Annotated in this window: 28 protein-coding genes and 2 pseudogenes; 9 read left to right on the forward strand and 21 right to left on the reverse strand. The window is 41.8% G+C overall.

The genetic code is table 11. The features are described from left to right. Positions 1-82: 82 nt before the first annotated feature. The 8 genes from AC6HZ4_RS17615 to acnA form a co-directional block, all read right to left on the reverse strand. Entirely contained in the window at positions 83-448 is a 366-nt protein-coding gene (locus AC6HZ4_RS17615) for a protein-tyrosine phosphatase family protein (RefSeq protein WP_497490970.1), read from the reverse strand. Between the two features lie 8 nt (positions 449-456). Continuing rightward, positions 457-816 (reverse strand): arsenite efflux transporter metallochaperone ArsD, encoded by a 360-nt coding sequence (gene arsD, locus AC6HZ4_RS17620; protein WP_497490971.1) that lies wholly within the window; start codon positions 814-816, stop codon positions 457-459. A 70-nt stretch (positions 817-886) separates the two neighbouring features. Further along, entirely contained in the window at positions 887-1288 is a 402-nt protein-coding gene (gene arsC / locus AC6HZ4_RS17625; protein ID WP_497490972.1) for an arsenate reductase (thioredoxin), read from the reverse strand. A gap of 41 nt (positions 1289-1329) precedes the next feature. Beyond that, positions 1330-1968 (reverse strand): MIP/aquaporin family protein, encoded by a 639-nt coding sequence (locus AC6HZ4_RS17630; RefSeq protein ID WP_497490973.1) that lies wholly within the window; start codon positions 1966-1968, stop codon positions 1330-1332. A 27-nt stretch (positions 1969-1995) separates the two neighbouring features. After that, a complete protein-coding gene (locus tag AC6HZ4_RS17635; RefSeq protein ID WP_497490975.1) occupies positions 1996-2343 on the reverse strand; it encodes an ArsR/SmtB family transcription factor in 348 nt (115 codons plus the stop codon). A gap of 307 nt (positions 2344-2650) precedes the next feature. Beyond that, complete coding sequence (locus AC6HZ4_RS17640) at positions 2651-3073, reverse strand: ArsI/CadI family heavy metal resistance metalloenzyme (RefSeq protein ID WP_497490976.1); 423 nt, start codon at positions 3071-3073, stop codon at positions 2651-2653. 85 nt (positions 3074-3158) lie between these two features. Next, positions 3159-3479 carry an ArsR/SmtB family transcription factor gene (locus tag AC6HZ4_RS17645; protein WP_497490978.1) on the reverse strand — a complete coding sequence of 107 codons (321 nt, stop codon included), beginning with the start codon at positions 3477-3479 and terminating at the stop codon, positions 3159-3161. A 762-nt stretch (positions 3480-4241) separates the two neighbouring features. Continuing rightward, entirely contained in the window at positions 4242-6962 is a 2721-nt protein-coding gene (gene acnA / locus AC6HZ4_RS17650) for an aconitate hydratase AcnA (RefSeq protein ID WP_497490979.1), read from the reverse strand. A gap of 298 nt (positions 6963-7260) precedes the next feature. Between acnA and sspO the strand changes: the two genes are divergently transcribed. After that, positions 7261-7410, forward strand: coding sequence for a small acid-soluble spore protein SspO (gene sspO, locus AC6HZ4_RS17655; protein WP_497490981.1), 150 nt, complete (start codon positions 7261-7263; stop codon positions 7408-7410). 37 nt (positions 7411-7447) lie between these two features. Here the strand turns inward: sspO and AC6HZ4_RS17660 are convergent, their stop codons facing one another. Beyond that, positions 7448-7714, reverse strand: a complete 267-nt coding sequence (locus tag AC6HZ4_RS17660) for a hypothetical protein (RefSeq protein ID WP_497490982.1) — start codon at positions 7712-7714, stop codon at positions 7448-7450. A 115-nt stretch (positions 7715-7829) separates the two neighbouring features. Here AC6HZ4_RS17660 and AC6HZ4_RS17665 point away from each other — a divergent pair, with 115 nt between their 5' ends. From AC6HZ4_RS17665 to AC6HZ4_RS17685, 5 genes are all read left to right on the forward strand, one after another. After that, positions 7830-7979, forward strand: a complete 150-nt coding sequence (locus tag AC6HZ4_RS17665) for a small acid-soluble spore protein P (protein WP_497490983.1) — start codon at positions 7830-7832, stop codon at positions 7977-7979. A 269-nt stretch (positions 7980-8248) separates the two neighbouring features. After that, positions 8249-8635 carry an Hsp20/alpha crystallin family protein gene (locus AC6HZ4_RS17670; protein WP_497490985.1) on the forward strand — a complete coding sequence of 129 codons (387 nt, stop codon included), beginning with the start codon at positions 8249-8251 and terminating at the stop codon, positions 8633-8635. Positions 8636-8668: 33 nt separating this feature from the next. Next, positions 8669-9724, forward strand: coding sequence for a selenide, water dikinase SelD (gene selD, locus AC6HZ4_RS17675; protein ID WP_497490986.1), 1056 nt, complete (start codon positions 8669-8671; stop codon positions 9722-9724). Between the two features lie 124 nt (positions 9725-9848). Continuing rightward, a complete protein-coding gene (locus AC6HZ4_RS17680) occupies positions 9849-10010 on the forward strand; it encodes a XapX domain-containing protein (protein WP_497490987.1) in 162 nt (53 codons plus the stop codon). A 256-nt stretch (positions 10011-10266) separates the two neighbouring features. Next, positions 10267-11076: a YitT family protein gene (locus AC6HZ4_RS17685; protein WP_497490988.1), complete on the forward strand. Its 810-nt coding sequence runs from the start codon at positions 10267-10269 to the stop codon at positions 11074-11076. 48 nt (positions 11077-11124) lie between these two features. Here AC6HZ4_RS17685 and AC6HZ4_RS17690 read toward each other — a convergent pair. Further along, positions 11125-11295: pseudogene (locus AC6HZ4_RS17690) on the reverse strand (hypothetical protein); the annotation flags it as partial. A gap of 278 nt (positions 11296-11573) precedes the next feature. Between AC6HZ4_RS17690 and AC6HZ4_RS17695 the strand changes: the two are divergent. After that, entirely contained in the window at positions 11574-12005 is a 432-nt protein-coding gene (locus tag AC6HZ4_RS17695) for a DUF2621 domain-containing protein (protein ID WP_497490990.1), read from the forward strand. A gap of 28 nt (positions 12006-12033) precedes the next feature. Here the strand turns inward: AC6HZ4_RS17695 and AC6HZ4_RS17700 are convergent, their stop codons facing one another. After that, positions 12034-12528 (reverse strand): CcdC family protein, encoded by a 495-nt coding sequence (locus AC6HZ4_RS17700; protein WP_497490991.1) that lies wholly within the window; start codon positions 12526-12528, stop codon positions 12034-12036. A gap of 48 nt (positions 12529-12576) precedes the next feature. Next, on the reverse strand, positions 12577-13284 hold the full coding sequence (locus tag AC6HZ4_RS17705) for a cytochrome c biogenesis CcdA family protein (RefSeq protein ID WP_497490992.1): 708 nt from the start codon (positions 13282-13284) through the stop codon (positions 12577-12579). Between the two features lie 240 nt (positions 13285-13524). Between AC6HZ4_RS17705 and AC6HZ4_RS17710 the strand changes: the two genes are divergently transcribed. Continuing rightward, positions 13525-13737 carry a hypothetical protein gene (locus AC6HZ4_RS17710; RefSeq protein ID WP_497490993.1) on the forward strand — a complete coding sequence of 71 codons (213 nt, stop codon included), beginning with the start codon at positions 13525-13527 and terminating at the stop codon, positions 13735-13737. A gap of 154 nt (positions 13738-13891) precedes the next feature. On the opposite strand, the gene mnmH is transcribed toward AC6HZ4_RS17710, so the two are convergent. The 7 genes and pseudogenes from mnmH to AC6HZ4_RS17745 all read right to left on the reverse strand — a co-directional run bounded on the left by mnmH (position 13892) and on the right by AC6HZ4_RS17745 (position 19498). Continuing rightward, entirely contained in the window at positions 13892-14962 is a 1071-nt protein-coding gene (gene mnmH, locus AC6HZ4_RS17715; protein ID WP_497490994.1) for a tRNA 2-selenouridine(34) synthase MnmH, read from the reverse strand. 122 nt (positions 14963-15084) lie between these two features. After that, the gene (locus AC6HZ4_RS17720) at positions 15085-15303 is read right to left on the reverse strand and encodes a YneF family protein (RefSeq protein WP_497490995.1); all 219 of its coding nucleotides are present in this window, start codon (positions 15301-15303) and stop codon (positions 15085-15087) included. Positions 15304-15388: 85 nt separating this feature from the next. Continuing rightward, positions 15389-15835, reverse strand: a complete 447-nt coding sequence (gene sirA / locus AC6HZ4_RS17725; RefSeq protein WP_497490996.1) for a sporulation inhibitor of replication protein SirA — start codon at positions 15833-15835, stop codon at positions 15389-15391. Between the two features lie 145 nt (positions 15836-15980). Next, a pseudogene (locus AC6HZ4_RS17730) lies at positions 15981-16121 on the reverse strand (helix-turn-helix domain-containing protein); the annotation flags it as partial. Between the two features lie 157 nt (positions 16122-16278). Next, positions 16279-18276 (reverse strand): transketolase, encoded by a 1998-nt coding sequence (tkt, locus tag AC6HZ4_RS17735; protein WP_497490997.1) that lies wholly within the window; start codon positions 18274-18276, stop codon positions 16279-16281. A gap of 279 nt (positions 18277-18555) precedes the next feature. Further along, entirely contained in the window at positions 18556-18795 is a 240-nt protein-coding gene (locus tag AC6HZ4_RS17740; protein ID WP_497490998.1) for a DUF896 domain-containing protein, read from the reverse strand. A gap of 46 nt (positions 18796-18841) precedes the next feature. Beyond that, positions 18842-19498, reverse strand: coding sequence for a YneB family resolvase-like protein (locus tag AC6HZ4_RS17745; RefSeq protein WP_497490999.1), 657 nt, complete (start codon positions 19496-19498; stop codon positions 18842-18844). Positions 19499-19625: 127 nt separating this feature from the next. On the opposite strand from AC6HZ4_RS17745, the gene lexA reads away from it, so the two are divergent. Further along, positions 19626-20246, forward strand: coding sequence for a transcriptional repressor LexA (lexA, locus tag AC6HZ4_RS17750; RefSeq protein WP_497491000.1), 621 nt, complete (start codon positions 19626-19628; stop codon positions 20244-20246). A gap of 460 nt (positions 20247-20706) precedes the next feature. Here lexA and glnA read toward each other — a convergent pair whose 3' ends face one another. Both glnA and AC6HZ4_RS17760 read right to left on the reverse strand, forming a co-directional pair. Further along, positions 20707-22041, reverse strand: a complete 1335-nt coding sequence (gene glnA, locus AC6HZ4_RS17755; protein WP_497495756.1) for a type I glutamate--ammonia ligase — start codon at positions 22039-22041, stop codon at positions 20707-20709. Positions 22042-22098: 57 nt separating this feature from the next. Then, a complete protein-coding gene (locus AC6HZ4_RS17760; protein WP_497495757.1) occupies positions 22099-22458 on the reverse strand; it encodes a MerR family transcriptional regulator in 360 nt (119 codons plus the stop codon). Positions 22459-22581 lie beyond the last annotated feature (123 nt).

Below are 22581 nucleotides of genomic sequence, written 5' to 3' on the forward strand. Positions count from 1 at the left end.
TCCCTAAATAAAAAGGCAACCAAATTCCATACGGATTTGGGTGCTTTTTGTTCTGTTGGTGTATGTGCTATTTTCTAAATTCTTACTTCGTGTACAATCTGTTTAGTACATTCTTCAATTCAGGCTTAATATCAATGACAGAACGTACTTCTTTTGCTTGCTTTTCTGCATCTTCCACATTTGAAGCGTGGCCTAATTCCAGTAATAAACCTGTTGCTACTGTGCCTGTACGATTCTTTCCGCCTGAGCAATGGAAATATACCTTTTTCCCTTGATCTACCGCTTCTTTTACGGCAGCAATCGCACGTTGCACAGACTCGTCTTGGCCTTCTATATCTTCCACAATCGGATATGCATGACGAGTTGCTTCTTTTGGAAACCTTGCTGGCTCTGTTCCGTTTTCACGAAGGTCAAATACAGATGAAATAAATCGGTCATTCGATTGCACTTCTTTCCTTATTTTTTCACGTTCAAACTTAAACGCACTTTTGGCTTTTGACTGAGTTCTTCTTCTGTCAAACCCGTTAAAGCAGCCAACTCAGTATTCGTCGGATATCCTGTTTCCTTCACCACTTCACCATCTACTAGGATAACCGGCAATACATCAGGACCTTTTTCCATCAGTAATTTACTGATTGTTTCGTTTGCCACAAACGCATCTGGTTCACTGCCTAGGTTGTAACGCACAATATCAATGCCTTTGTTCTTTAGGTTTTGAACCGCTGCCGAAATACGAATCAATTCTGGATCTACACTTGGACCGCACACGCCAGTTGGACAGCACATCGCTGGGTCAAAGATTTCAATTTTTTTCATGTCTTCAGAGCCCCTTTTTTATAAAATCAGCCGAGAAGAATCTTCTCGGCTGTGAATATACTCATTTCAATTATTCGCCTGTTTCAGCAAATGTTTTGATACGTGCTCCTATTTCATCACGAACACGTTGAAATTCAGACCATTCTTTCCCAGCTGGATCATCAAACCCCCAGTGAACACGTTTGATATGAGGAGGCGTTACAGGACAGTTATCTGCTGCATGGCCACATAATGTAACGACTAAGTCTGCGTTATTCAAAATCTTAGGGTCAATCACATCAGAAGTTTGGCTCGAAATATCGATTCCTACTTCTTTCATTGCCTTTACAGCGTTCGGATTGAGTCCATGTGCTTCAAGTCCAGCACTGCGTACGTCCCACTCATCTCCAAGATGTTGTTTTGCCCATCCTTCTGCCATTTGGCTGCGGCAAGAGTTTCCTGTGCATAAAAAGTAGATTGTTTTCTTTGTCATCTGTCATTTCTCCTTTAGTACGTAATGTATTAGATTGTTTTTTACTCGTGCATAAACTTATAAACGAAAGTCGCTGCAATCGCCCCTAATATGGTAGCAACGATATAAATCCAAAGATGTTCCATGTGACCTGACATGATTGCGGGCCCAATAGAACGTGCAGGATTCATGGATGCACCACTTATCGGTCCACCAAACATGGCTTCCAGCCCAACCGTGGCCCCAATTGCAAGGCCAGCGAATGATTGTACTGCTTTTCCATGAACGGCCGATCCTAAAATGATCATCATCAGAAAAAAAGTAAGAATAAATTCCAAACCAAACGATTGAATCTCCGTTCCCCTCGGTAATGTTGCGCCTAACTTGGCAACATTACCAAATAATAAGAGCAACGTCATACTTGCAAGTATCGCACCTAACAGCTGAACAATCACATACGATATCGCATCCCGCTTGTTTGTATCCCCAAGTATGAAAAACCCAATCGTGACAGCTGGGTTAAAATGCGCACCCGAGATATGTCCGAATGTGTAAATAAGTGCAGTCACGACAAGCCCGAAGGTTAACGCAATTCCAACATGCGTCAAACTCTGTGTGATTTGGTTGATCACAACCGCTCCGGTTCCAGCAAAAACTAAAAAATACGTTCCTAAAAACTCTGCTGTTAGTTTCTTCCTCATGTTTGAACTCCTCTGTATTCGCACCAATTATTCATTACAACATGTGTTTACAGCACAATTTTGAATGATCTGTATCTTGTCACTTTGGTCCGGCGCATGTTTCAAAATATCCTCGATTAGGTCATATAAATCAGTTTGCGAATTTAGGGAATAATAAATCCATTGCCCTCTTCGTTCTTCTTTTACAAGTCCTGCATCCTTTAGCTTGCGCAAATGCTGACTAATAGAAGGCTGACTCGTGTCAAACACTTCAAGAAGTTCGCACACACAACACTCTCGTTGCTTTAGAATCGCAACGATAGTTAAACGTGTTTTATCTCCGAGCAATTTCAACACATGTGCCATTCGATCCATATCTATAATTGTTTTCAGCATACGAACCCTCCCATCCGATATAATCGAATAACTATTTACTTATATGTTTCGCATAAAAGAATGACATTATACACAGCCTTGCTTGCAATTCTCCTTCTCGTTTCATGACTTTAGTTCACAAGACATAGTTGGTGAAGCACACAAGTGCCTCTTGTCCTCTCTCCAGGCATAAGTATATAATCACACACTTATATAAAGCAAGAAAAAAGAGTCGATTTTAACATAACCTTTACAATTCTGTTCCTTTTCAACGAACAAGAGGAGCGCCTATCTGGGCATTCCTCTTGAAATGTAGCAAACAAGTCATTTAGACAACCGGTGGCGTAGTATCACAACACGTATCTAGCCGCTTAACATACACCTCAGCGTCTGCTTTTGTATAGAAAAACTCCCACTCATTTCCGTCCGGATCCGTTACCCAAAACTTATCCTGCACAGCATAGCAGCAAGTCGTATTCATCTCTTCGTGTGCAAAGAAACCTTCTTTTTCAAGTCTTTCCTGGTGTGCCAAAACTTCCTCTTTGTTCTCAACTTGGAATCCAAAATAGTTCACTTGATTCCCTGCGACTTGTTCTCTTTGATTCAGTGTAAAGTTCAAGCCTGGCTTTTCTAACAAAAACTTTGCGTACCCTTCTTTTACTTTCACAGGCTGCACACCGAACACTTTTGTATAAAACTCCACACTCTTCTCTAAATTTGTGACATTGATACCCACGTGTACATATAACATCCCAATTCCCCCTGTGTATGCAGATTATTCATCAAGAAAATTTGATGTATTCATCAAAAAAATTTGTTGAATTACCTAAAAAAAATTATTGTATCCGGCGGAAAATGCAGCACAATTGTTCTGACAGCAGCGCATCCACTTCTTCTGGATTGATATCGTAGTAACTCCACGTGCCGCGTGTTTTCTTTGTAATCAAATTCGTATCCAATAAAATCTTTAAGTGATACGAAAGCTTTGACTGAGGAAGTTCAAGGACATCGGTTAAATCACACACGCAAGTCTCTCCACGTTGGCACAGTTCGTATAAAATATGTAGCCTCTTCTGATCCGCCAATGCTTTGAATTTTTTTTCATACGTTTCAAAAGATTTTGTAACGGTCTGATTGTATAACGGTAATTCTTTCATGTCGTTCTCCTTACATCAAATTTTCTTGATGAATTTATTGTATTCCTTTTATTTCTTTTTTACAACAACTAACATCAAATCTTTTTGATGAAATATTTTGTACAGAAGCTCATGTATTCCTTTCACGATACTTTGCTCATAATACGCTTTTCATCTGAATATAACTTTAGCTACGACAAACCCAAACATATAAAGATTACTGATCCACTCCAATAAAGATACACAAAACCATTATGTAAGGAAATAAGAAGATAGCTGACAAAGGGTCCCAATGCAATACCTACATCCTGAACGATTGAGTAGACAGTAAGAAATGAGACATAGAAGAATTTGAAAGCATCCTGAGGGAAGCGTTGGAATGTTCAGAGGAGATCGTTTTAATTGACATTGTAATACAAAGTTGATTATCTTATCTATCTTAGTTGGATTGGAATAAGAACATCTCCCCTTGAATACTTGGAAATAGATGCTTTTCTAGGAGGGAGACCATGCGTCCTAATACAATAGAGCGAGTTACAAATCCAGAAGACATTTCCATTCCGGGATAATCAATCTTGAGCTTGCGTCGCAACAGTGAAATGGATGCTATCCGCCTCAATTTATCACTCCATAACTAAAAAAGCGTGGATACAAAAATGTATCACACGCTTTTTCTTTTATTACAAATTATATTTATACACCTGAACTGCATAAACATGTAGAGTGTCATTCTAAGGTCAGTATACTTAACTTTTGTCACTTTACAGCCTGCCTGTTCTTTTATTAGTTTGCTACTTTAGATTCCTTTAGCTTTTCACGAAGAACCATTTGTAGAATACCGCCGTGACGGTAGTAGTCGATCTCAACTTCGGAGTCGAAACGGGCTACAACTTCAAATTCCTTCACATTGCCGTTTGCGTCTGTTGCAGTTACTTTTACAACATCACGCGGTTTCACGTCTTTGTCAACATGAATTGCGAATGTTTCGTCACCTGCAAGACCTAATGTTTCTGCACTTTCGCCATCCTTGAATTGAAGCGGAAGAACACCCATTAATACAAGATTGCTGCGGTGGATACGCTCGAAGCTTTCAGCGATAACTGCTTTAATACCAAGAAGGTTTGTACCTTTTGCAGCCCAGTCACGAGAGCTTCCCATACCATAATCTTTACCTGCAATAACAAGAAGGCCTGTTCCGTCTTCTTTATACTTCATTGCTGCATCGTAAATGGATGTTACTTCACCAGTCGGCCAGTATGTTGTATAACCGCCTTCTGTGCCAGGAGCAATTTGGTTTTTGATGCGGATGTTTGCAAACGTACCGCGCATCATGACTTCGTGGTTACCGCGACGGGAACCGTAAGAGTTGAAGTCAACCGGCTGTACACCTTTTTCTAGCAAGTAACGTCCCGCAGGTGTATTTTTACCGATAGATCCAGCTGGAGAAATATGGTCTGTCGTAACGGAGTCGCCAAATTTACCAACTACGCGAAGACCTGCTAACGGCTCTACTTCGCCTGGTTCAGCCGATAATCCTTCGAAGAACGGAGGATTTTGGATGTACGTAGACTCTGTATCCCATGTATACAAGGCTTCGTTGGATGTTTGAATTTCGTTCCAACGCTCGTTGCTGTCAAATACGCGTTCGTATTCTTTTTTGAACACTTCTGTTGTTACAACGGATCCTACTACCGCTTCAATTTCTTCCGCAGTCGGCCAAATGTCAGCAAAATATACGTTGTTGCCGTCTTTGTCTGTGCCTAACACATCGTTGCGAAGATCGATATCTACTGTACCTGCAATTGCATAAGCCACTACAAGCGGCGGAGATGCCAAGTAGTTTGCTTTTACAAGCGGGTGAATACGTCCTTCAAAGTTACGGTTACCAGACAATACAGATGTTACTAGCAAATCATTATCCGCAATTGCTTTTTCAAGTTCAAGATCTAACGGACCGGAGTTACCAATACATGTTGTACATCCGTAACCTACTGTGTTAAAGCCTAATTGATCCAAATAAGGAGTTAATCCAGCTTTGTTTAAGTATTCTGTAACAACTTTAGAACCAGGAGCTAAGGATGTTTTCACGTAAGCAGGTACGCTTAATCCTTTTTCAATTGCTTTCTTCGCCACAAGACCTGCACCAACGAGCACGTATGGGTTAGATGTGTTCGTACAGCTTGTAATCGCCGCAATTGCGATTGCACCTGTTTTCATTGTTACTTCTTCGCCATTTACTGTAGCTGTCAATTGCTTGTCGAACTCTGCTTCTGTAAAGCCGAAGCCTTGGTTTCCAACAGGAGCTGTTACCGCCTTGCGGAATGCTGCTTGCATATCGGAAAGAAGAATTAAGTCTTGCGGACGTTTCGGTCCAGACAAGCTTGGCTCGATTGCAGAAAGATCGATTTCTACAAGGTCTGTGTAGATTGGCTCTTCGCTGTCAACTGTGAAGAACAATCCATTCGCTTTGCAGTATGCTTCTACAACACGTACTTGCTCTTCCTCTCTGCCTGTTAGACGAAGGTAGTTAAGAGAAGCTTCGTCAATTGGGAAGAAGCCGCAAGTTGCACCGTACTCAGGAGCCATGTTTGCAACTGTAGCGCGGTCAGCAAGAGGCATGCTTGCAAGGCCAGGTCCGAAGAATTCAACGAACTTGCCTACTACACCTTTTGCACGCAATACTTGTGTAACCTTTAACGCAACGTCTGTTGCTGTCACACCGCTTGGAAGCGATCCCGTTAGTCTCACGCCGATAACTTCAGGAACTGGGAAGTAAGAAGGTTGTCCTAACATTCCAGCTTCTGCTTCAATACCGCCTACACCCCATCCAAGAACGCCGATACCGTTGATCATTGTTGTATGGGAGTCTGTACCTACTAGGGAATCCGGATATGCGACAAGCGCACCGTCTACTTCCTGCACATGAACAACAGGAGCCAAGTACTCAAGGTTGACTTGGTGAACGATACCTGTTGCCGGCGGAACAGCACGATAGTTATCAAATGATTTTTGCGCCCAGCTTAAGAATTTATAGCGCTCTTCATTTCGTTTGAATTCCAAGTCCATGTTAAATTGAAGCGAGTCTTCTGTTCCCGCCTTATCTACTTGCACAGAGTGGTCAATTACAAGATCAACCGTAATCTCCGGATTAATTTTATCAGGGTTACCGCCTAAATCTGCCATTGCTTTACGCAAGGAAGCTAAATCTACAACAGCTGGTACACCTGTGAAGTCTTGTAAAATAACACGAGAAGGCTTAAATGGAACATCGATGTCTTGCACATCAGCTGTACCCCATTTTGCCAAGTTTTCTACATGCTCATTTTTAATAACGCGGCCGTCTACTTGACGAAGAACGGACTCGAGCAATACTTTAATGGAATAAGGTAAACGAGAGATTTGACCAATCCCTGCGTCCTCAAGCGCACCTAAACGATAATACTGGTATGTTTTGCCGTTTACTTCAAAGGAAGTGCGTGCGTGGAATGGATCGTGTTTCACCATTGTGTTTCCCCCCTGTTAAACGTGAACAAGCTGAATTTTCTAAATATAAAGTTTATGCAAACTCTTTCAAAACCTTACGATACTATCTTATTACAACTTGGAACATAAGTAAATAATAAGAAACTTATAGTTTTCAATAAGTATTTGTTATAAACAATCATACATATTGTCTTCTTATCATCCTCTTATATTAAGGAAATATTCACCAAAGTGACCAAACGCGGTAATGTCCTCTCTTGTAACTCGAATAGACAACAATCGTCTATCAAATACTACTGACAACGGAGGTGAATATACGATGGCAAAACGAAAAGCAAATCATATCATTCCTGGAATGAATGCCGCGTCCGCGCAAGGAAAGGGCACAGGCTATAACGAAGAGTTTTCAAATGAACCGCTGACAGCTGAGCAGCGTCAAAACAATAAAAAGCGAAAAAAGAACCAATAAAACCAATAAAACCCGCCAATTCGGCGGGTTTTTTCATCTAGAACCCATTCTGCTCGTCAACATCCTGCATAATCTTGCGCAAATCTTGTTCATATTTCTGCAGTTGCTCATATTGTGTTTCCGACGCGTTTTCCAGCGCATTCTGAATTTGCTCATACGCCTCTTCTACCTCTTTACGAAGATGCTTTAGCTGGCTTCCATACTCCGGATCATTTTTAACAATGCTGCTTGCGATATTTACTGCTTCCTTTGTTCCTTGCTGCGCTGCTTGAAACGCCTGCTGCTTGTCTTTATTATACGGCATAAAAAATCCCCTTTCTTGTCACTCTTTTCCTCTATATATTTCGTAGCTTTTCTCTAAAACATACGGTATATTTACACAAAATTCTCTCATCCTAATATGGAAGGAGGGATGCATCATGGAACGAAACAGCGCAAAATCCATCCGTCGCAACTCGCCGAAGGATGCGCAAGGCTCCAGCGGTCAACCGGAACCGATGAGCGGCTCTCATAAAGTGAAAAACCGCAACCATACACGGCAAAAGCACAATAGTCATCATGATCAATAAGCTGTTGCATGAAGCCCGCTTGCAGCGGGCTTTCTAAAAGAAAAGCATAACATTTTAGGCGCTGTCCAGCTCCCAAGATCTGCTCAGAGCATTCGTCTTTTATTCAGCCATTCAAATACAGTTCTTTTTGCTTTGTTTACATATTTCCTCTTTCAGCTACATAATGTGATATTGATATACGTTTCTTCGCTTTACACCCATCCATCTACTCTCCCGCCTCCCGCTGTATATCACGCATGAATAATTAGAATGACGGAGGGTTTCGCGCCATGTGTGCAAAGAAAAAAAAGGACTGCTTTTTTCAAGTCGAAGGATTTGAACAGTGGATGGACCAATTTTTCGCAGATCCTTACGCCAGTTTTCATTATCCGGAAGGTCTTCGCGTTGATTTATTTGAAACTGAACAAGAATATATTTTGGAAGCCGATGTACCCGATGTTTGCAAAAGTGATATTATGCTCGAAAAAACGAAGAATGGACTGCGTATTCTTATCCAAACGAAAACAGGCCATACCCTCATGCGTGATATACAACTGCCCGTGAATATCATATATAAACGAATGAGCGCTTCCTTTGAGAACGGTTTATTAGAAATTCATATTTCAAAAAACGAGACGGTTTCGGCAGGGGAGCATACGATTCATTTTCCGGACTAGTTATGTGCTATACTAAAGCCGGAGGTGAGAAAATTGACTGAACAAGAAAAAATTCGTCTCACGAGTCTGTCTTCAAAGGCTGGCTGAGGCTGCAAGATTGGTCCAAGTGACCTGGCGCAAGTATTGCGTCATTTACCGAAAACAACACATAATCCAAATGTTCTCGTCGGTCTCGAAACATCCGATGACGGCGGCGTCTACAAATTAACCGAAGAGATTGCTCTCGTTCAAACGGTCGATTACTTTACACCTGTTGTCGATGATGCCTATATGTTCGGACAGATTGCTGCAGCGAATGCGTTAAGCGATGTATATGCAATGGGGGGCGAACCGAAAACGGTATTAAATATTGTAGGCTATCCTATTAAAAAACTTGGGGAAAAAATGCTTGCAGATATTTTACGCGGAGCCGCTGATAAGGTAGCGGAATCCGGGGCCGTTATCGTTGGCGGACATTCTATAGACGATCAAGAACCGAAATTCGGCCTTTCCGTAACCGGCATCGTCCATCCGCAGCATGTATGGAAAAATGTCGGAGCAAAGCCAGGAGATGCACTCGTTCTAACAAAGCCGATTGGCGTGGGTATTGCAACGACCGGCATTAAACGTAACGCCGTGACCGAGGAGCAAATCCAGCAAGTGACAAGTACAATGGCCGCTCTAAACAAGACGGCAGCACAATGTTTAAAGAAATTCCACCCGAATGCAGTAACCGATGTGACAGGCTTCGGACTGCTAGGACACGGCAGCGAAATGGCAAAGGGAAGCAGCGTTTCTTTTGAAATTGAATACACAGCTGTACCTCTTCTTCCTGGCACACTAGAGCTGGCAAATGACGGAATTGTACCAGGCGGCTCAAAAGCGAATCATGCTTGGCTGAGCAGTGCAGTGCAATACGCCTCAGATCTGACACTAGCTGAGCAATTGATCCTTTGCGATGCTATTACATCCGGAGGCCTTCTCGTCAGCCTGCCTCCAGACGAAGCAGCTCATTACGTAAGCGAACTCCAGCAAAATGGAATTGAAGACGCTCGCATCATTGGGCGTGTAACCGAAATGCGTGAAACATATATATACGTACAAAAATAAGGATGCAAATAGCGTCCTTATTTTTTGTAAATGACAAGGTTCTTCCTTTTGGGATCTGGAATAAATAAAAATTGAGAAAGTTACGTACACTACCTCTATCTTGTATAACGAGAAGGGGTGTCATATGCAATATGCATTAGCGATCTTTGCCGGACTCATCGTCGGTGTATTATTTTCTGCCATTAAACTTCCTCTTCCCGCCCCGCCTACCTTAGTGGGGATATTAGGAATTATCGGCATTTATCTCGGATACCGGTTATATGAGGTAATTATCGGCTTATTGTAGCAAAAAGGACGCTCATTGGTTGAGCGCCTTTTATGCTTGTGGCGTTCACTATCTACCTCTATTTTTATCTCCCTCCGCCTCCACAAATAAAACAGCATTTTCTATCGCGAATGAATATTCATGCTATATATTGAATTTTTATAGTTTTCAAACTAGTTATACTTTCCAAAATAAACTGTTTTTCCACAAAAGAACCAAATCCATTTATAATTTTGAATTAACACAATAAGATTGATAAAAAGGACGGTTTCACTGTATGCACAAGTTATTGGGGGTTATTCTCGGTTCTTTACTCATCTCTTTTTCTTTTAACTGTTTTCTCATCCCGCACCATGTGCTTAGCAGCGGTATTAGCGGCATTGCAATTATTATTGGGATTTTGACACCGCTTAACACAGGGCTCGTAAACCTATTGCTGAACATCCCTATTTTAATTGCAGGCTACATAGGTCTTGGCAAACGTTTTATTTGTTACACTGTTTTATCTGTTCTTGTTATTTCAGCAGGCTTGTACCTCATCCCTGTGCAGGCAATCGCAACGGAGTCTCTTCTTTCCTCTCTGTTCGGAGGTGTTCTCACCGGCGCAGGAGTCGGGCTTGTGCTTAATTGCGCCGGCTCTACCGGCGGCTTTGACATTGTAGGGATGCTGCTCTCTAGAAAAAAAGAAATACAGCTTGGCGGATTTTTAATCCTATTAAATGGGGTCGTGATTATCATCTCCGGATTTTTCTTTAATTGGGATGCCGCCTTAAACAGCCTTCTTTCTATTTTCGTAACCGGAAAAGTCATTGATGCTATCCATACGAAGCATAAAAAGCTTACGCTTATGATTGTCACAAACAAAGCAGAGGAAATGAAACAAAGCCTTCTTTCCAGCATTGTGCGCGGCATTACGCTTTTGGAAGGAGAAGGGGCATATTCGAGCGAAAAAAAGCGTGTACTCATGACGGTTATCGCTAAAGAAGAGCTTGTAAATATTAAAACACTGATCGCAGAAGCAGATCCGCATGCATTTGTGAATATTACGGAAACTGTGGAAGTACTTGGGCTGTTCCGAAGGGGTTGAAAATGGCTTAGCGCTTCCGACTGCGAGGAAGTAAGCAGAATTTATGTATCAAGAGCAGGCTATGCCCTTCTCAATGATGTGAAGGGCATAGCAGGGCAATAGACAAGATCGTTCAAAATCTTCCAAAGCAAAACTCATGATGATATGTGCAGCAATTCTGCTCGTCATATCGCGAAAATCAAGCGTTGGATCAATCTCCACAATATCGATAGCTCCGACCTTGCCGATGCAATGCCGCCACCCATTCGGAAGCGGAACGGCTAAGGATTCCCCCGCATCTGCAAGTGCGAGAAGCATAACAATACGTCCAATTCGGTTGCTTTCCTGCAGCATACGCACAATACCCCTTTTCTTGAATCTGCACCATACCTATCCTAATGCCCATCTAATGAACCTTTGCAGCAGCAGTCCCGCAGCCTTGCCTTCGCACAGCCGCCCGCTTTATAATAAAATTAGCAATCTATGAACGATTTGTTAGTAATAAAGGGGGGGATACATTGCTTACGGGATGGTTCAGCTGGTTTATCGTTACTTGGACAATCATTTTATTAAGTCTTATGTCAATTGGTGGCTATTTTATGTTTCGAAAGTTTTTGAAACGGCTGCCAAAGGAAGATGGCAAATCCATTTTAGATTGGGAATACTACTACATTGAACAAACCCGGCATATGTGGGGAGAAGATCAAAAAGCATTGCTTGAGGAGCTCGTCAGTCCTGTTCCAGAGCTGTTCCGCGATGTGGCACGCTCAAAAATCGCCGGAAAAATCGGGGAGCTCGCCTTACAAGAAAAGGCTGTAAGCATTACACAGGACCTAATTATTAAGGGCTATATTCTTGCTACTCCAAAACGCGATCATAAGTTTTTAGTACAAACGCTTAAGAAAAAGGAAATTGATTATTCTCCCTTTCAATCGTTGTTATTTAAGTGAAAAACCTCAGTTTATACAACTGAGGTTTTTATGTGAGTTTCCTATCTTCATCATGGTGTATTTTTAGCTCTGCCTGCATTTTTTTATACGAGCGATACATCGCAATTCGCCATGATACAATCATAGAGAAGGCAAGAAGGAAGAACATTCCGCTTAGCTGCCCGAAATCAATTGTTTGGCTTAAATACGTTTTAAATGCAATCCGCACAACGAGCAAGCCAATGAGAATACCTGCAAAAGCCTTAGAACGCTGTAAATAAATCTCTTTATCCCGTACTTCAAACTTGGATGTTTTGATAAGAAAAATAGAGAAAAATAAGCCAACCGCTATAGACTCCGCCATTTCTGCAGGCGTAATCCGAAACTCAGGAACAATATACATAAGTGCCCCTGTGCTCATAAAAATAGGGGGTAAAATAATCTTTTTTAAGGATGCGGGCTTTTTTGCCGCTTTAAATCGGATGAACATCGCACCGATTCCCATTAAGACAGCCACAATGCTCGATATAACTAGTGAATTCATCCCTCACCCATCCCTTTTTTGAAATTTTAATCCTATTAATACTATATTTTAAAAACCGGTAAAGCCGCCGAATATATCGGTAAAAAATACAGTAATTCTCGTCATAGCGTCAAAATATAAAAGAACTCCCATAAACACCATAACATAGCCGCCTGCCTTAACAAGTCTTGTACTGTACTTTTTAATCCATGCCATCCTCGTCATAAAGAACGACAAAATGAAGAACGGTATCGCAAACCCTAGCACGTAGGAAATCATATACAGCAGCGCCGACTCCGGATTCGTAGCTGACAAGGTAATCACCGATACTAAAATCGGACCCGTACAAGGCGTCCATCCTGCCGCAAAGGCAATTCCAATTAATACCGAACCAAAGTAGCCGGACGGCCGATTTTGAAAGGTAAACTTCCGGTCCTGCATCAGAAATTCCGGCTTAAATACACCAACAATAACAAGGCCGAGCAAAACGATAAAAATAGCGCCTAGCTGCCGAATTAAATCTTTGTAATCCGTAAAAAACTGCCCAACTAGCGATGTCCCGTATCCGATTGCAATAAAAATAATAGAAAAGCCAAGAAGAAAACATGCCGTGTGCAGCATACCACGCTTTTGCAGCATCCCTTGCTCTTCCTTCAGCTCCGATACAGAGATCCCCGTTATGTATGATAAAAAGGCCGGATACAACGGTAAACAGCACGGAGATATAAAGGACAAAAATCCCGCACCAAACGCTAACAATACATTTACATCCTGCATAGTATCCCCCTTCCGCTCGTCCTTTCCTTGGCAGCAGACTTTTCCTTACAATCTAGAACAAAAAGAAATATGACTTGTCTTATGTACGTATGTTTCTTTCTTGTTAATTATACACAATTTTTAGCCAAAAGGACAAATACACCTATTCTTTCTTTAATAGTTAAAGAAGGAATAGGATCAGAAATGGAGAATACTAGAAACATCTATTCTACATCCTTTTTACGAGAGGAGTGGTAAGATATGATTTTCTCGTATTCCGTACAATATACGTTTAGGCAGGGGCAACGCACTGTTCAAGAAGAATTAACTGTCTTTGCATCATCTGAGATACACGCTATTCAAAAGGTTGCAGATGAAGTGACGCGCCGTTTTGGCTCTCCTCCATCTCTGCATATTCACGCGATACGCGATCAATCCCCTACAATCACACAGCAAACTGTGCCTTACGCATAATACCTCATCAGGATCTACAGCACGCTCCTACTGAATAGGCATCACCTGCATTGATTTCATCATTCTGCCAACAGAATCCTTTATATTTCAACTCCCTGCTTATTTGAAACATACGAAGCAAACATTTTTATATTTTTGTAAAAAGCAGCCGCTTCTACAAAAGAGGCTGCTTTTTGGCATGCAAATGACTCAGATGTTGCTTAATCATTTGCACTCCTTCTTCTACTGATTCAACAAAAAGAGGATATACCGGTGTATCATACTGATTCGCTGCATGCTCATAGCGAGGGTCGTAATAATGCTCAAGCAGCAGCTGAACAATAGAATAGACGTCATTTTGCACAAAAGCATTCTCTATTTCTTGCCTTATATCTTCGCGAAGCCGCTTGGAAATATATGAAAAGGCTTTATAAAATGCATCCTTATACTCTTCGAAGCGATACATATCACAGATAGTCTGTACACGGTATGAAAGCGGAGCGCTAAGATGAAGACGGCTCCCTTTTGCTTTTCCTTCAAGCAGAAAAGGGGGCAGCGAAATATTCCCTACTCGCTTACTCTCCGCTTCTATTATATAATACGGCGCATCCTCTAACTCCCTAATACGTTCAAACAATAAGCTATCAAACATCTTTTGTGAACGAGGCTTTAATCCGACTCCTCCAAAAATAGAGCCGCGATGATTAGCTAGTCCTTCTAAATCAATTACAGGATATCCTTCCCGTTGCAATATTTGCAGCATTTTTGTTTTACCGATTCCTGTATTCCCCTCCAGTACAACGAACGGTTTTGGGGAAGCTGTGAGACTCTCAAACATGTCTGTAATCTGCTGACGGTACGAGCGGATCCCTCCAACGAGCTGCATAACAGGAAGGTCAAGAGCCGCCATTGTAACGACTACAGATTTGCTGCGCATGCCTCCTCTCCAGCAATAGACAACAATGGGGCGCTTTTGTTCTTTATAAATTTCCTTCATCCGTGCATATAAAGAAGGCAGCTTTTCGGACAATAGCTTTACACCGATTTCTTTAGCTTGCTCTCTGCCCACCTGTTTATATATGGTGCCGACCTGAATTCGTTCCTCGTTTGAAAAAATCGGTACATTGATGCTGTTTGGCATATGAAATTCTTCGAATTCAGCCGGAGTCCGAACATCAATAAATGTATAGGAAGACGAAAGTGCCTCTTGCACCGAAATAGTCGGAACTTGGATAGATGGATACATACTCTTCACTCCTGCTAGTTTCTATGGAATGCATACCTAGTAGCTGCTTCTATCAACAGCTTGTACAAAAATGTCCGTACAGGAAACGAAAAGACACCCTAAACTCGAGTGTCTTATCCGTTTTATTTCGTTTGTTTGTTCATAGCTTGCATCATTTGGTTGATTTTCTTTTGAGACGGCTTTTGTCCCATTTGCATCATCATCATTTTTAACATTTGTTCGTTAATAGGCGGGTTTTTTTTCAAATAGTCCATCATATATTTACGAGCGATGAAAAATCCTAGCGCTACGCCTGCCGCTAATGCAAGAATGCCCACTAGAACAACGACCCAAACTGACATACGGTTTCCTCCTTCATGTTGTCTACATTACAGTGTACTAGAACGTTCTACAGAAGACAAGATTTGTACGTCATATTTTTCACACTTACACGTATTTTCTTTCTTGCTTAATCGGATTTAGCCAACCGCACTGTTCTTCGGTATATTCCATAGCAAGAAACGTCATTTCATTCTTTCTTAGTATTTCAAAAAAAGTCATTTCTACTTCTAAATTACCCAGAGATTCAAGTATGGCATATTGCGGCTTAATTGTAAGTTTCCCGTTCACATCTCCGCTTGCCGAAAACAGTGTATGAACCTTCGCATCTTTTTTATACAAATGACTTGACAGCAGGGATTGCTCGATACGATGGTGCAGCTTTAACTGCGGCAAGGGCTTCGTAATATACCGGATTTGTTTGTATAACATTTTCTTTTCTGACAAGGAACGAGCGCGAGCAAACCGGACAAACAAATCAAACAGCAAATGTTCTCTTCCGAAGTACGACTTAGCAATATCATCACGAATTAAATACAAATGATATGTTTTCATCTTCTTTCCCCCTCGCGTGAGACAAGCCCCTTTTTCATATTATATAAAAGCATATGCAAAAGAGGTGTCTTACTATGGAGAAAGAAAGGACTATTTCTGTCGAAACAACTATTTTCTTGAACTACCCGCCACCTACTCGCTAACGCTTCTTAAGGTGGGGGAGTTGTTTGGAACACTGATTGTAGGAGAATCCCTTTCCTGTCTCTTGATAAGAGCTGTTCCAAAGAGACAAAAAATGATTGAACACGAAACGAGAACAACCGATTTGGATATGTGTTAAAAATATTGAACGAGCGCTTTACTTGAAGAAGAAATTACTTAGGACAAAATAAGCCTGGCTATGGCAGCCAAGCTTATCTTTCTTAAAAAATCAATATAGTTATTTAACAGTTCCTGCAGAATAAAAAAAATCTCCCCACATAGGAGAGATTTTTTTATCAAAATTACAGTAATGCTTTTACTTTCGCAACAACATTTTCTACTGTGAAGCCATACTCTTCCATAATCTTTTCGCCTGGTGCAGAAGCGCCGAACGTATCGATGCCTACTACATCGCCATCTAAGCCGACATAACGATGCCAGCCAAGCGTAGATCCCATCTCGATTGCAAGACGTTTTGTAACTGCTCTTGGAAGAACTGACTCTTTATATTCTTTTGATTGTGCCTCGAACAAATCAAAGGATGGCATGCTGACAACAGATGCATCAATGCCTTCTTGTGCTAGCGCAGCCTGTGCTTCTACTGCCAGGTTCACTTCAGATCCTGTTGCAAGAAGAATCGCATCTGCTGTTTCTTTCTTGCTCGGTGAAACCACATATGCACCTTTGGATACTTTTTCATATGTGTTTTCTGCTGCGCCTTCTAACGCAGCCAAGTCTTGACGAGTTAACACAAGCGCTGTCGGTTTGTTTGATTCTAGCGCAAGCTGCCATGCAGCGGAAGATTCGTTTCCATCGGCAGGACGGATAACGGAAAGGCCTGGCATCGCGCGCAAGGAAGCAAGCTGCTCAATTGGTTCATGAGTTGGGCCATCTTCTCCTACTGCAATACTGTCATGCGTGAACACGTACGTAACAGGCAATTTCATTAAAGCAGCCAGACGAATCGCCGGACGCAGATAATCAGAGAACACGAAGAATGTACCGCCGAATGTCTTTAAACCGCCGTGCAGCGCAATTCCGTTCATCGCAGCGCCCATTGCGAACTCACGAACACCGTACCAAATATTTTTTCCGCTGTAATCTTCTCTTGTGAAGTCTTTTTCTTTTTTCATGTATGTTTTGTTAGAACCAGCAAGGTCTGCAGAACCGCCGAAGAAAGATGGAACTACTTCTGCGATAGCATTGATTGCTTCTCCAGAAGAGTTACGTGTAGCAGTCGCTGTTCCTAAACCGTATTTTGGAAGATTGTTTTCCCAACCCTCAGGAAGACGGCCTTCAATTGCGTCAGTAAGTTCTTTAGCTAATTCAGGGTAAGCAGCCGCATAGCCTTTTAACAATGCATCCCATTCAGCTTGCTTTTTCTCGCCTGCTTCTTGGATAACAGAACGGAAATGTGCATACACTTCTTCTGGCACGTGGAACTCTTGTTCAGCAGTCCAACCGTACGCTTCTTTTGTTAATTGTGTTTCGGACTTGCCAAGCGGAGAACCGTGGGAAGCAGATTTTCCGGCTTTATTCGGAGAACCGAAACCAATTACTGTACGTACCTCAATTAATGTCGGACGGCTTTCGTCGCTCTTTGCTTCTTCAAGTGCTTTTGCAATCTCAGCAACATCCATTCCGTCTTCCACGCGAATGTACTGCCAGCCGTAGGCCTCGTAACGGCCTTTTACACTTTCAGAGAATGAACGATTTAAATCACCATCTAAGGAAATATCGTTGGAATCATACAATACAACCAAACGGCCTAAACCTAAATGCGCTGCCAAAGAGGATGCTTCAGCTGAAACGCCTTCCATTAAGTCGCCGTCTCCGCAAATTACGTATGTATAATGATCCACCACGTTGTATGCTTCACGATTATATTTTGCAGCTAAGTGACGCTCTGCCATAGCCATACCTACAGCTGTAGCAATCCCTTGTCCAAGCGGCCCTGTTGTGCAATCTACCCCTGGGGTATGATCGTATTCTGGATGTCCTGGCGTTTTGCTTCCCCATTGACGGAAGCTTTTCAGATCATCCATCGTTACATCATAGCCAGATAAGTGGAGCAAGCTATATAGCAGCATCGATCCATGACCTGCAGAAAGTACAAAACGATCCCGGTTAAACCATTTCGGATTGCGAGGATTATGATTCATAAATTGTGTCCATAATGTATACGCCATCGGTGCTGCGCCCATCGGCATCCCTGGGTGTCCCGAATTTGCTTTTTCAATCGCATCAATGGAAAGCGTACGGATTGTATTGATGGAAAGTTGTTCAATTGAATGTGACATAGTTTTCTCCCTTTCGAAAATAATAGACAATTAACACACTCTATATGATAGCTTGCCACACTTAATTATACAACATGTATTGGCAATATTTATTGAAAAGACATTATAATTTTTTCCATATAATAATATCTGCTAAAATCTGCATAAAAACCAACAAATACAATATATTCACGATTTCAGGACTGTTACCCCTAAATAAGCAAGTCATCAGAGTCAGCTATACATAATTGTATTCCCTCGATTCCTAAAACAAAAAAAGACGGATTTCCCCGCCTCTTTTTAGTGCAGCATACTCTTTCCTTGCTGCTTGAGCTTCTTTAATTTGCTAGGAGTAATATCATTTCCTTTATCGTCAACAACCTTTACAGACTTTAATTGGTCTAACATATGTCCACGAAAGGTTTGTAAATACTCTTGACGAAGTGCCTGCTGTTCTTGCTGCTCTTCTTTTGTTAATCCTTCCGCTTTTGCTTTATTAGCTAACGCATTAATGCGGCTTATTTTTTCAGGACTCAACATAGTTCCTCTCTCCTTTTCTAAACACTACGTACCCATCTTATACTAGTTATTTTGGAATATCAAGTTGCTGCTTCATATACTCCGTAAAGCGACGGTGTACCGTCGCCTTGGACACATCATAGCCGAATCCCCTCAGCGTTGCTGCAATTTCCGCAAACGTGAGCTCGTTGCGGCGCAAACGAACAATTTCTTCAACCGGTACTTCTATTTTATCACGTCCGCTGTTTATATGCTGATTCCTTAAATTGCGCTCCGGACGAAATCCATTGTCTACAGCTCGTCTCATCCCTCTTTTGATTTTAGCATTATGAATTTTACGCTGATACTCCTCAACAATACCGATAATTTCAAGAACCATAGAATCTGAATCTGACAATTGCAATTCCCCGTTATGTGCATGCGTATATACAGTTACACCTTCTTTTCGTAAGCAATGCATGAGCGCAATCTTTGCGTTTCCTCTGCCAAGGCGCGTTTCATCCTGAATTAACACCGCCTCGGCCTGTTCCTCTTTAATTGTATCGAGCACTTCCAAAATCCCCTGTCGTTCTATTTCATAGCCGCTCGCCTGTTCTTCGATAACGCCTACAACTTGCATATTATAAAGACTGGCAAGCTTCCACAATTCTTCTTTTTGTCTCTCTAAAGATGTTTCCTGTGTTTCTTTCTTTGTGCTTACACGCGCATAAATAATCGCTTTCATCCCGTTCACTCCCCCTCTCTACATAGTATATCATATATGCTTATTTATTCGAACTTACGTTTGTAGAAAGAACATGCTCATGCTATAATGAAATTGGGAAGATTCAACAACAAAGCGAGGTGTAAATATGGAAAAGCTAACAAAAAGACAGCTGGATATACTCAACTTCATTAAGCAAAAAGTACAAGAAAAAGGATATCCGCCTTCTGTACGTGAAATTGGACAAGCGGTCGGCCTAGCTTCCAGTTCTACTGTACACGGTCATTTATCACGTTTAGAAGAAAAAGGATACATCCGGCGCGACCCAACGAAGCCTCGTGCCATTGAAATACTAGGGGAGGATGGGGCGTCCGCCGTAATGAAGTCTATCGTGCACGTTCCTATTATCGGCAAAGTAACAGCAGGTCCACCCATTACAGCTGTAGAAAATATTGAGGAGCATTTCCCATTGCCGGCAAATCTCGTTTCTGAAAATGATTCTGTTTTCATGCTAAAGATTGTTGGCGACAGCATGATTGAAGCAGGGATTCTCGATGGCGACCTTGTTGTCGTTCGCCAGCAAACATCCGCCAATAACGGAGAAATTGTGGTAGCAATGACAGAGGAAAACGAAGCAACAGTGAAGCGCTTCTATAAAGAAAAGGACCACTTCCGCTTGCAGCCAGAGAACGCTTCTCTGCAGCCGATTATTCTACAGCACGTTTCCATTATTGGAAAGGTCATTGGCGTATATCGAAATATTCATTAAAAGAGCTTGTAACAGCTCTTCTTTTTTTGCATCATTTTTATTATACCGAAAAAATATTTTAACTATTGCAATACTTTTGTTTATTTATACTTTTCAGATATTTACCTCTTTTTTTCTCATGCATGCGCTTACAAACCTGTATTTACCATTTAAATTTTTTCAAGCCCAGGCTTATTTTCATATATCTATCATTGCATTTGAACTATATACAGCCCATTCATGAAAAAAGAAAGCCTGTGTATGTCCTAAAATCTTTTAGCTATAGTTATGACATGCATTTATCATTGGCTTCCTCTTCTACATCACACGCAAAATCTTTGATTCCTACATCTGTCCGAAGGCGATTCATTCCCTCCCTGCTCACGGGGCTTTGCCCTTCACGTTCCTTGAGGAAAGGGTATTCTCGCCTATTTTTTGATAAAAAAAGCCCTGACACTAACAGTGTCAAGGCTTTTCCTTTTTAATATACGCTCATATACTGATCGCGTTCCCATTGGTGGACTTGCGTTCTAAACATATCCCACTCGATTTCTTTTGCTTCAATGAAATGCTCAAGCAGGTGCTGTCCTAATGCGTTGCAAATAACCTCGTCCGATTTTAAGTTTTCTAGCGCTTCTGCCAATGTAGCCGGCAAGTCTACAATACCTGATTTTTCACGCTCTGATTTTGTCATTACATAAATATTGCGGTCTACCGGAGCCGGTGCTGCAATTTTATTTTTAATGCCGTCAAGACCAGCAGCGAGCAATACTGCCATTGCCAAGTACGGATTAGCAGCAGGGTCTACGCTGCGCACTTCAACACGGGTGCTTAAACCGCGAGAAGCAGGAATACGAATTAACGGGCTGCGATTACGAGCAGACCAAGCTACATAGCAAGGGGCTTCATAGCCAGGCACAAGTCGCTTATACGAGTTAACTGTCGGATTTGTAACCGCAGAAAAGTTCGTTGCATGCTTTAACACACCAGCGATAAAATGACGGGCTACTTCACTTAATTGTAACTCGCTGCCTGGATCATAAAATGCATTTTCATTGCCACGGAATAAAGATAAGTTACAGTGCATACCAGAGCCGTTTACCCCAAACAGCGGCTTTGGCATAAATGTTGCATGCAAACCATGTTTACGGGCAATTGTTTTTACAACCAGCTTAAAGGTTTGAATATCATCACATGCTTTTAACGCATCAGCATATTTAAAGTCAATTTCATGCTGTCCCGGTGCTACTTCATGGTGGGATGCTTCAATCTCAAAGCCCATTTCTTCAAGCTCAAGCACGATATCGCGTCGGCAGTTTTCACCTAGGTCTGTTGGCGCAAGATCAAAGTAGCCGCCGTTATCATTCAACTCTAAAGTCGGGTGGCCCTTCTCATCTACTTTGAATAGGAAGAATTCAGGCTCTGGTCCAAGATTGAAGTGTGTAAATCCAAGCGCTTCCATTTCCTTCAAAATGCGCTTTAGGTTACTGCGTGGATCACCTTCAAACGGCGTGCCGTCTGGATTGTAAATATCACAAATTAAACGGGCAACTTTCCCTTTTTCTGGAGTCCAAGGGAAAATAACCCAAGTGTCCAAATCTGGATATAAATACATATCTGACTCTTCAATACGAACAAACCCTTCAATAGAAGAACCATCAAACATCATTTTATTTCCTAATGCTTTTTCCAATTGACTAACAGGAATCTCAACATTTTTGATAATGCCTAGAAGATCTGTAAATTGCAGGCGGATGTACTTTACATTTTCCTCTTTTGCGATACGAAAAATATCGTCTTTCGTGTACTTTGCCATCATTTCCTTCCTCCTAATCCCTAGCATTTTATGTACAAACAAATTGCAATCCCCATATTAATGGAAGAATCGAGACATATCTCCTTGACGCAGGGAGGTTCGATTAAATCGACCTGCTTGATGAAGTTCATCGCGCAAAAGCTTGCGCAATTCCGCATCTGACAATTGCTTGGGTGCTTCCTGCGGCGCCGCTGGAGCGGCAGGCTGCCCTTGTGTCTCTGCATCCTCTTTCAATTGCAGCACTTGCTTAATACCAGCTAAGTTTAAGCCTTGATCAAGCAAGTCCTTAATTTCAAGCAATTTATCAACATCATTAAATGAGAAAAGCCGACGGTTGCCCTCGGTTCGGACAGGTGAAATTAAATCATGCTCCTCGTAATAACGAATTTGGCGGGCGGACAGCTGTGTCAAATTCATGACGATACCGATGGGAAACAGCGGAGTAGAACGTCGATCGTGCGTATTCACTTCAGTTCCTCCTTCGCCTTAACATATCTTCATTTTATAACACGCCAATGTAACCTGTCAAATAATGTTACT

The organism is Ectobacillus sp. OTK, assembly GCF_059698935.1.

Bases quoted from the DNA above. Each gene is read 5' to 3' on its own strand.
- AC6HZ4_RS17705 (WP_497490992.1), bottom strand. From the start codon at position 13,284: ATGCAGGATGTAAATGTATTGTTAGCGTTTGGTGCGGGATTTTTGTCC.
- AC6HZ4_RS17710 (WP_497490993.1), top strand. From the start codon at position 13,525: ATGATTTTCTCGTATTCCGTACAATATACGTTTAGGCAGGGGCAACGC.
- AC6HZ4_RS17740 (WP_497490998.1), bottom strand. From the start codon at position 18,795: ATGTTGAGTCCTGAAAAAATAAGCCGCATTAATGCGTTAGCTAATAAA.
- AC6HZ4_RS17700 (WP_497490991.1), bottom strand. From the start codon at position 12,528: ATGAATTCACTAGTTATATCGAGCATTGTGGCTGTCTTAATGGGAATC.
- arsC (WP_497490972.1), bottom strand. From the start codon at position 1,288: ATGACAAAGAAAACAATCTACTTTTTATGCACAGGAAACTCTTGCCGC.
- glnA (WP_497495756.1), bottom strand. From the start codon at position 22,041: ATGGCAAAGTACACGAAAGACGATATTTTTCGTATCGCAAAAGAGGAA.
- AC6HZ4_RS17630 (WP_497490973.1), bottom strand. From the start codon at position 1,968: ATGAGGAAGAAACTAACAGCAGAGTTTTTAGGAACGTATTTTTTAGTT.
- sspO (WP_497490981.1), top strand. From the start codon at position 7,261: ATGGCAAAACGAAAAGCAAATCATATCATTCCTGGAATGAATGCCGCG.
- tkt (WP_497490997.1), bottom strand. From the start codon at position 18,276: ATGTCACATTCAATTGAACAACTTTCCATCAATACAATCCGTACGCTT.
- AC6HZ4_RS17680 (WP_497490987.1), top strand. From the start codon at position 9,849: ATGCAATATGCATTAGCGATCTTTGCCGGACTCATCGTCGGTGTATTA.
- AC6HZ4_RS17670 (WP_497490985.1), top strand. From the start codon at position 8,249: ATGTGTGCAAAGAAAAAAAAGGACTGCTTTTTTCAAGTCGAAGGATTT.
- AC6HZ4_RS17645 (WP_497490978.1), bottom strand. From the start codon at position 3,479: ATGAAAGAATTACCGTTATACAATCAGACCGTTACAAAATCTTTTGAA.
- AC6HZ4_RS17660 (WP_497490982.1), bottom strand. From the start codon at position 7,714: ATGCCGTATAATAAAGACAAGCAGCAGGCGTTTCAAGCAGCGCAGCAA.
- acnA (WP_497490979.1), bottom strand. From the start codon at position 6,962: ATGGTGAAACACGATCCATTCCACGCACGCACTTCCTTTGAAGTAAAC.
- AC6HZ4_RS17635 (WP_497490975.1), bottom strand. From the start codon at position 2,343: ATGCTGAAAACAATTATAGATATGGATCGAATGGCACATGTGTTGAAA.
- AC6HZ4_RS17685 (WP_497490988.1), top strand. From the start codon at position 10,267: ATGCACAAGTTATTGGGGGTTATTCTCGGTTCTTTACTCATCTCTTTT.
- lexA (WP_497491000.1), top strand. From the start codon at position 19,626: ATGGAAAAGCTAACAAAAAGACAGCTGGATATACTCAACTTCATTAAG.
- AC6HZ4_RS17745 (WP_497490999.1), bottom strand. From the start codon at position 19,498: ATGAAAGCGATTATTTATGCGCGTGTAAGCACAAAGAAAGAAACACAG.
- AC6HZ4_RS17720 (WP_497490995.1), bottom strand. From the start codon at position 15,303: ATGTCAGTTTGGGTCGTTGTTCTAGTGGGCATTCTTGCATTAGCGGCA.
- arsD (WP_497490971.1), bottom strand. From the start codon at position 816: ATGAAAAAAATTGAAATCTTTGACCCAGCGATGTGCTGTCCAACTGGC.
- AC6HZ4_RS17760 (WP_497495757.1), bottom strand. From the start codon at position 22,458: ATGAATTTGACACAGCTGTCCGCCCGCCAAATTCGTTATTACGAGGAG.
- sirA (WP_497490996.1), bottom strand. From the start codon at position 15,835: ATGAAAACATATCATTTGTATTTAATTCGTGATGATATTGCTAAGTCG.
- AC6HZ4_RS17665 (WP_497490983.1), top strand. From the start codon at position 7,830: ATGGAACGAAACAGCGCAAAATCCATCCGTCGCAACTCGCCGAAGGAT.
- AC6HZ4_RS17640 (WP_497490976.1), bottom strand. From the start codon at position 3,073: ATGTTATATGTACACGTGGGTATCAATGTCACAAATTTAGAGAAGAGT.
- mnmH (WP_497490994.1), bottom strand. From the start codon at position 14,962: ATGTATCCATCTATCCAAGTTCCGACTATTTCGGTGCAAGAGGCACTT.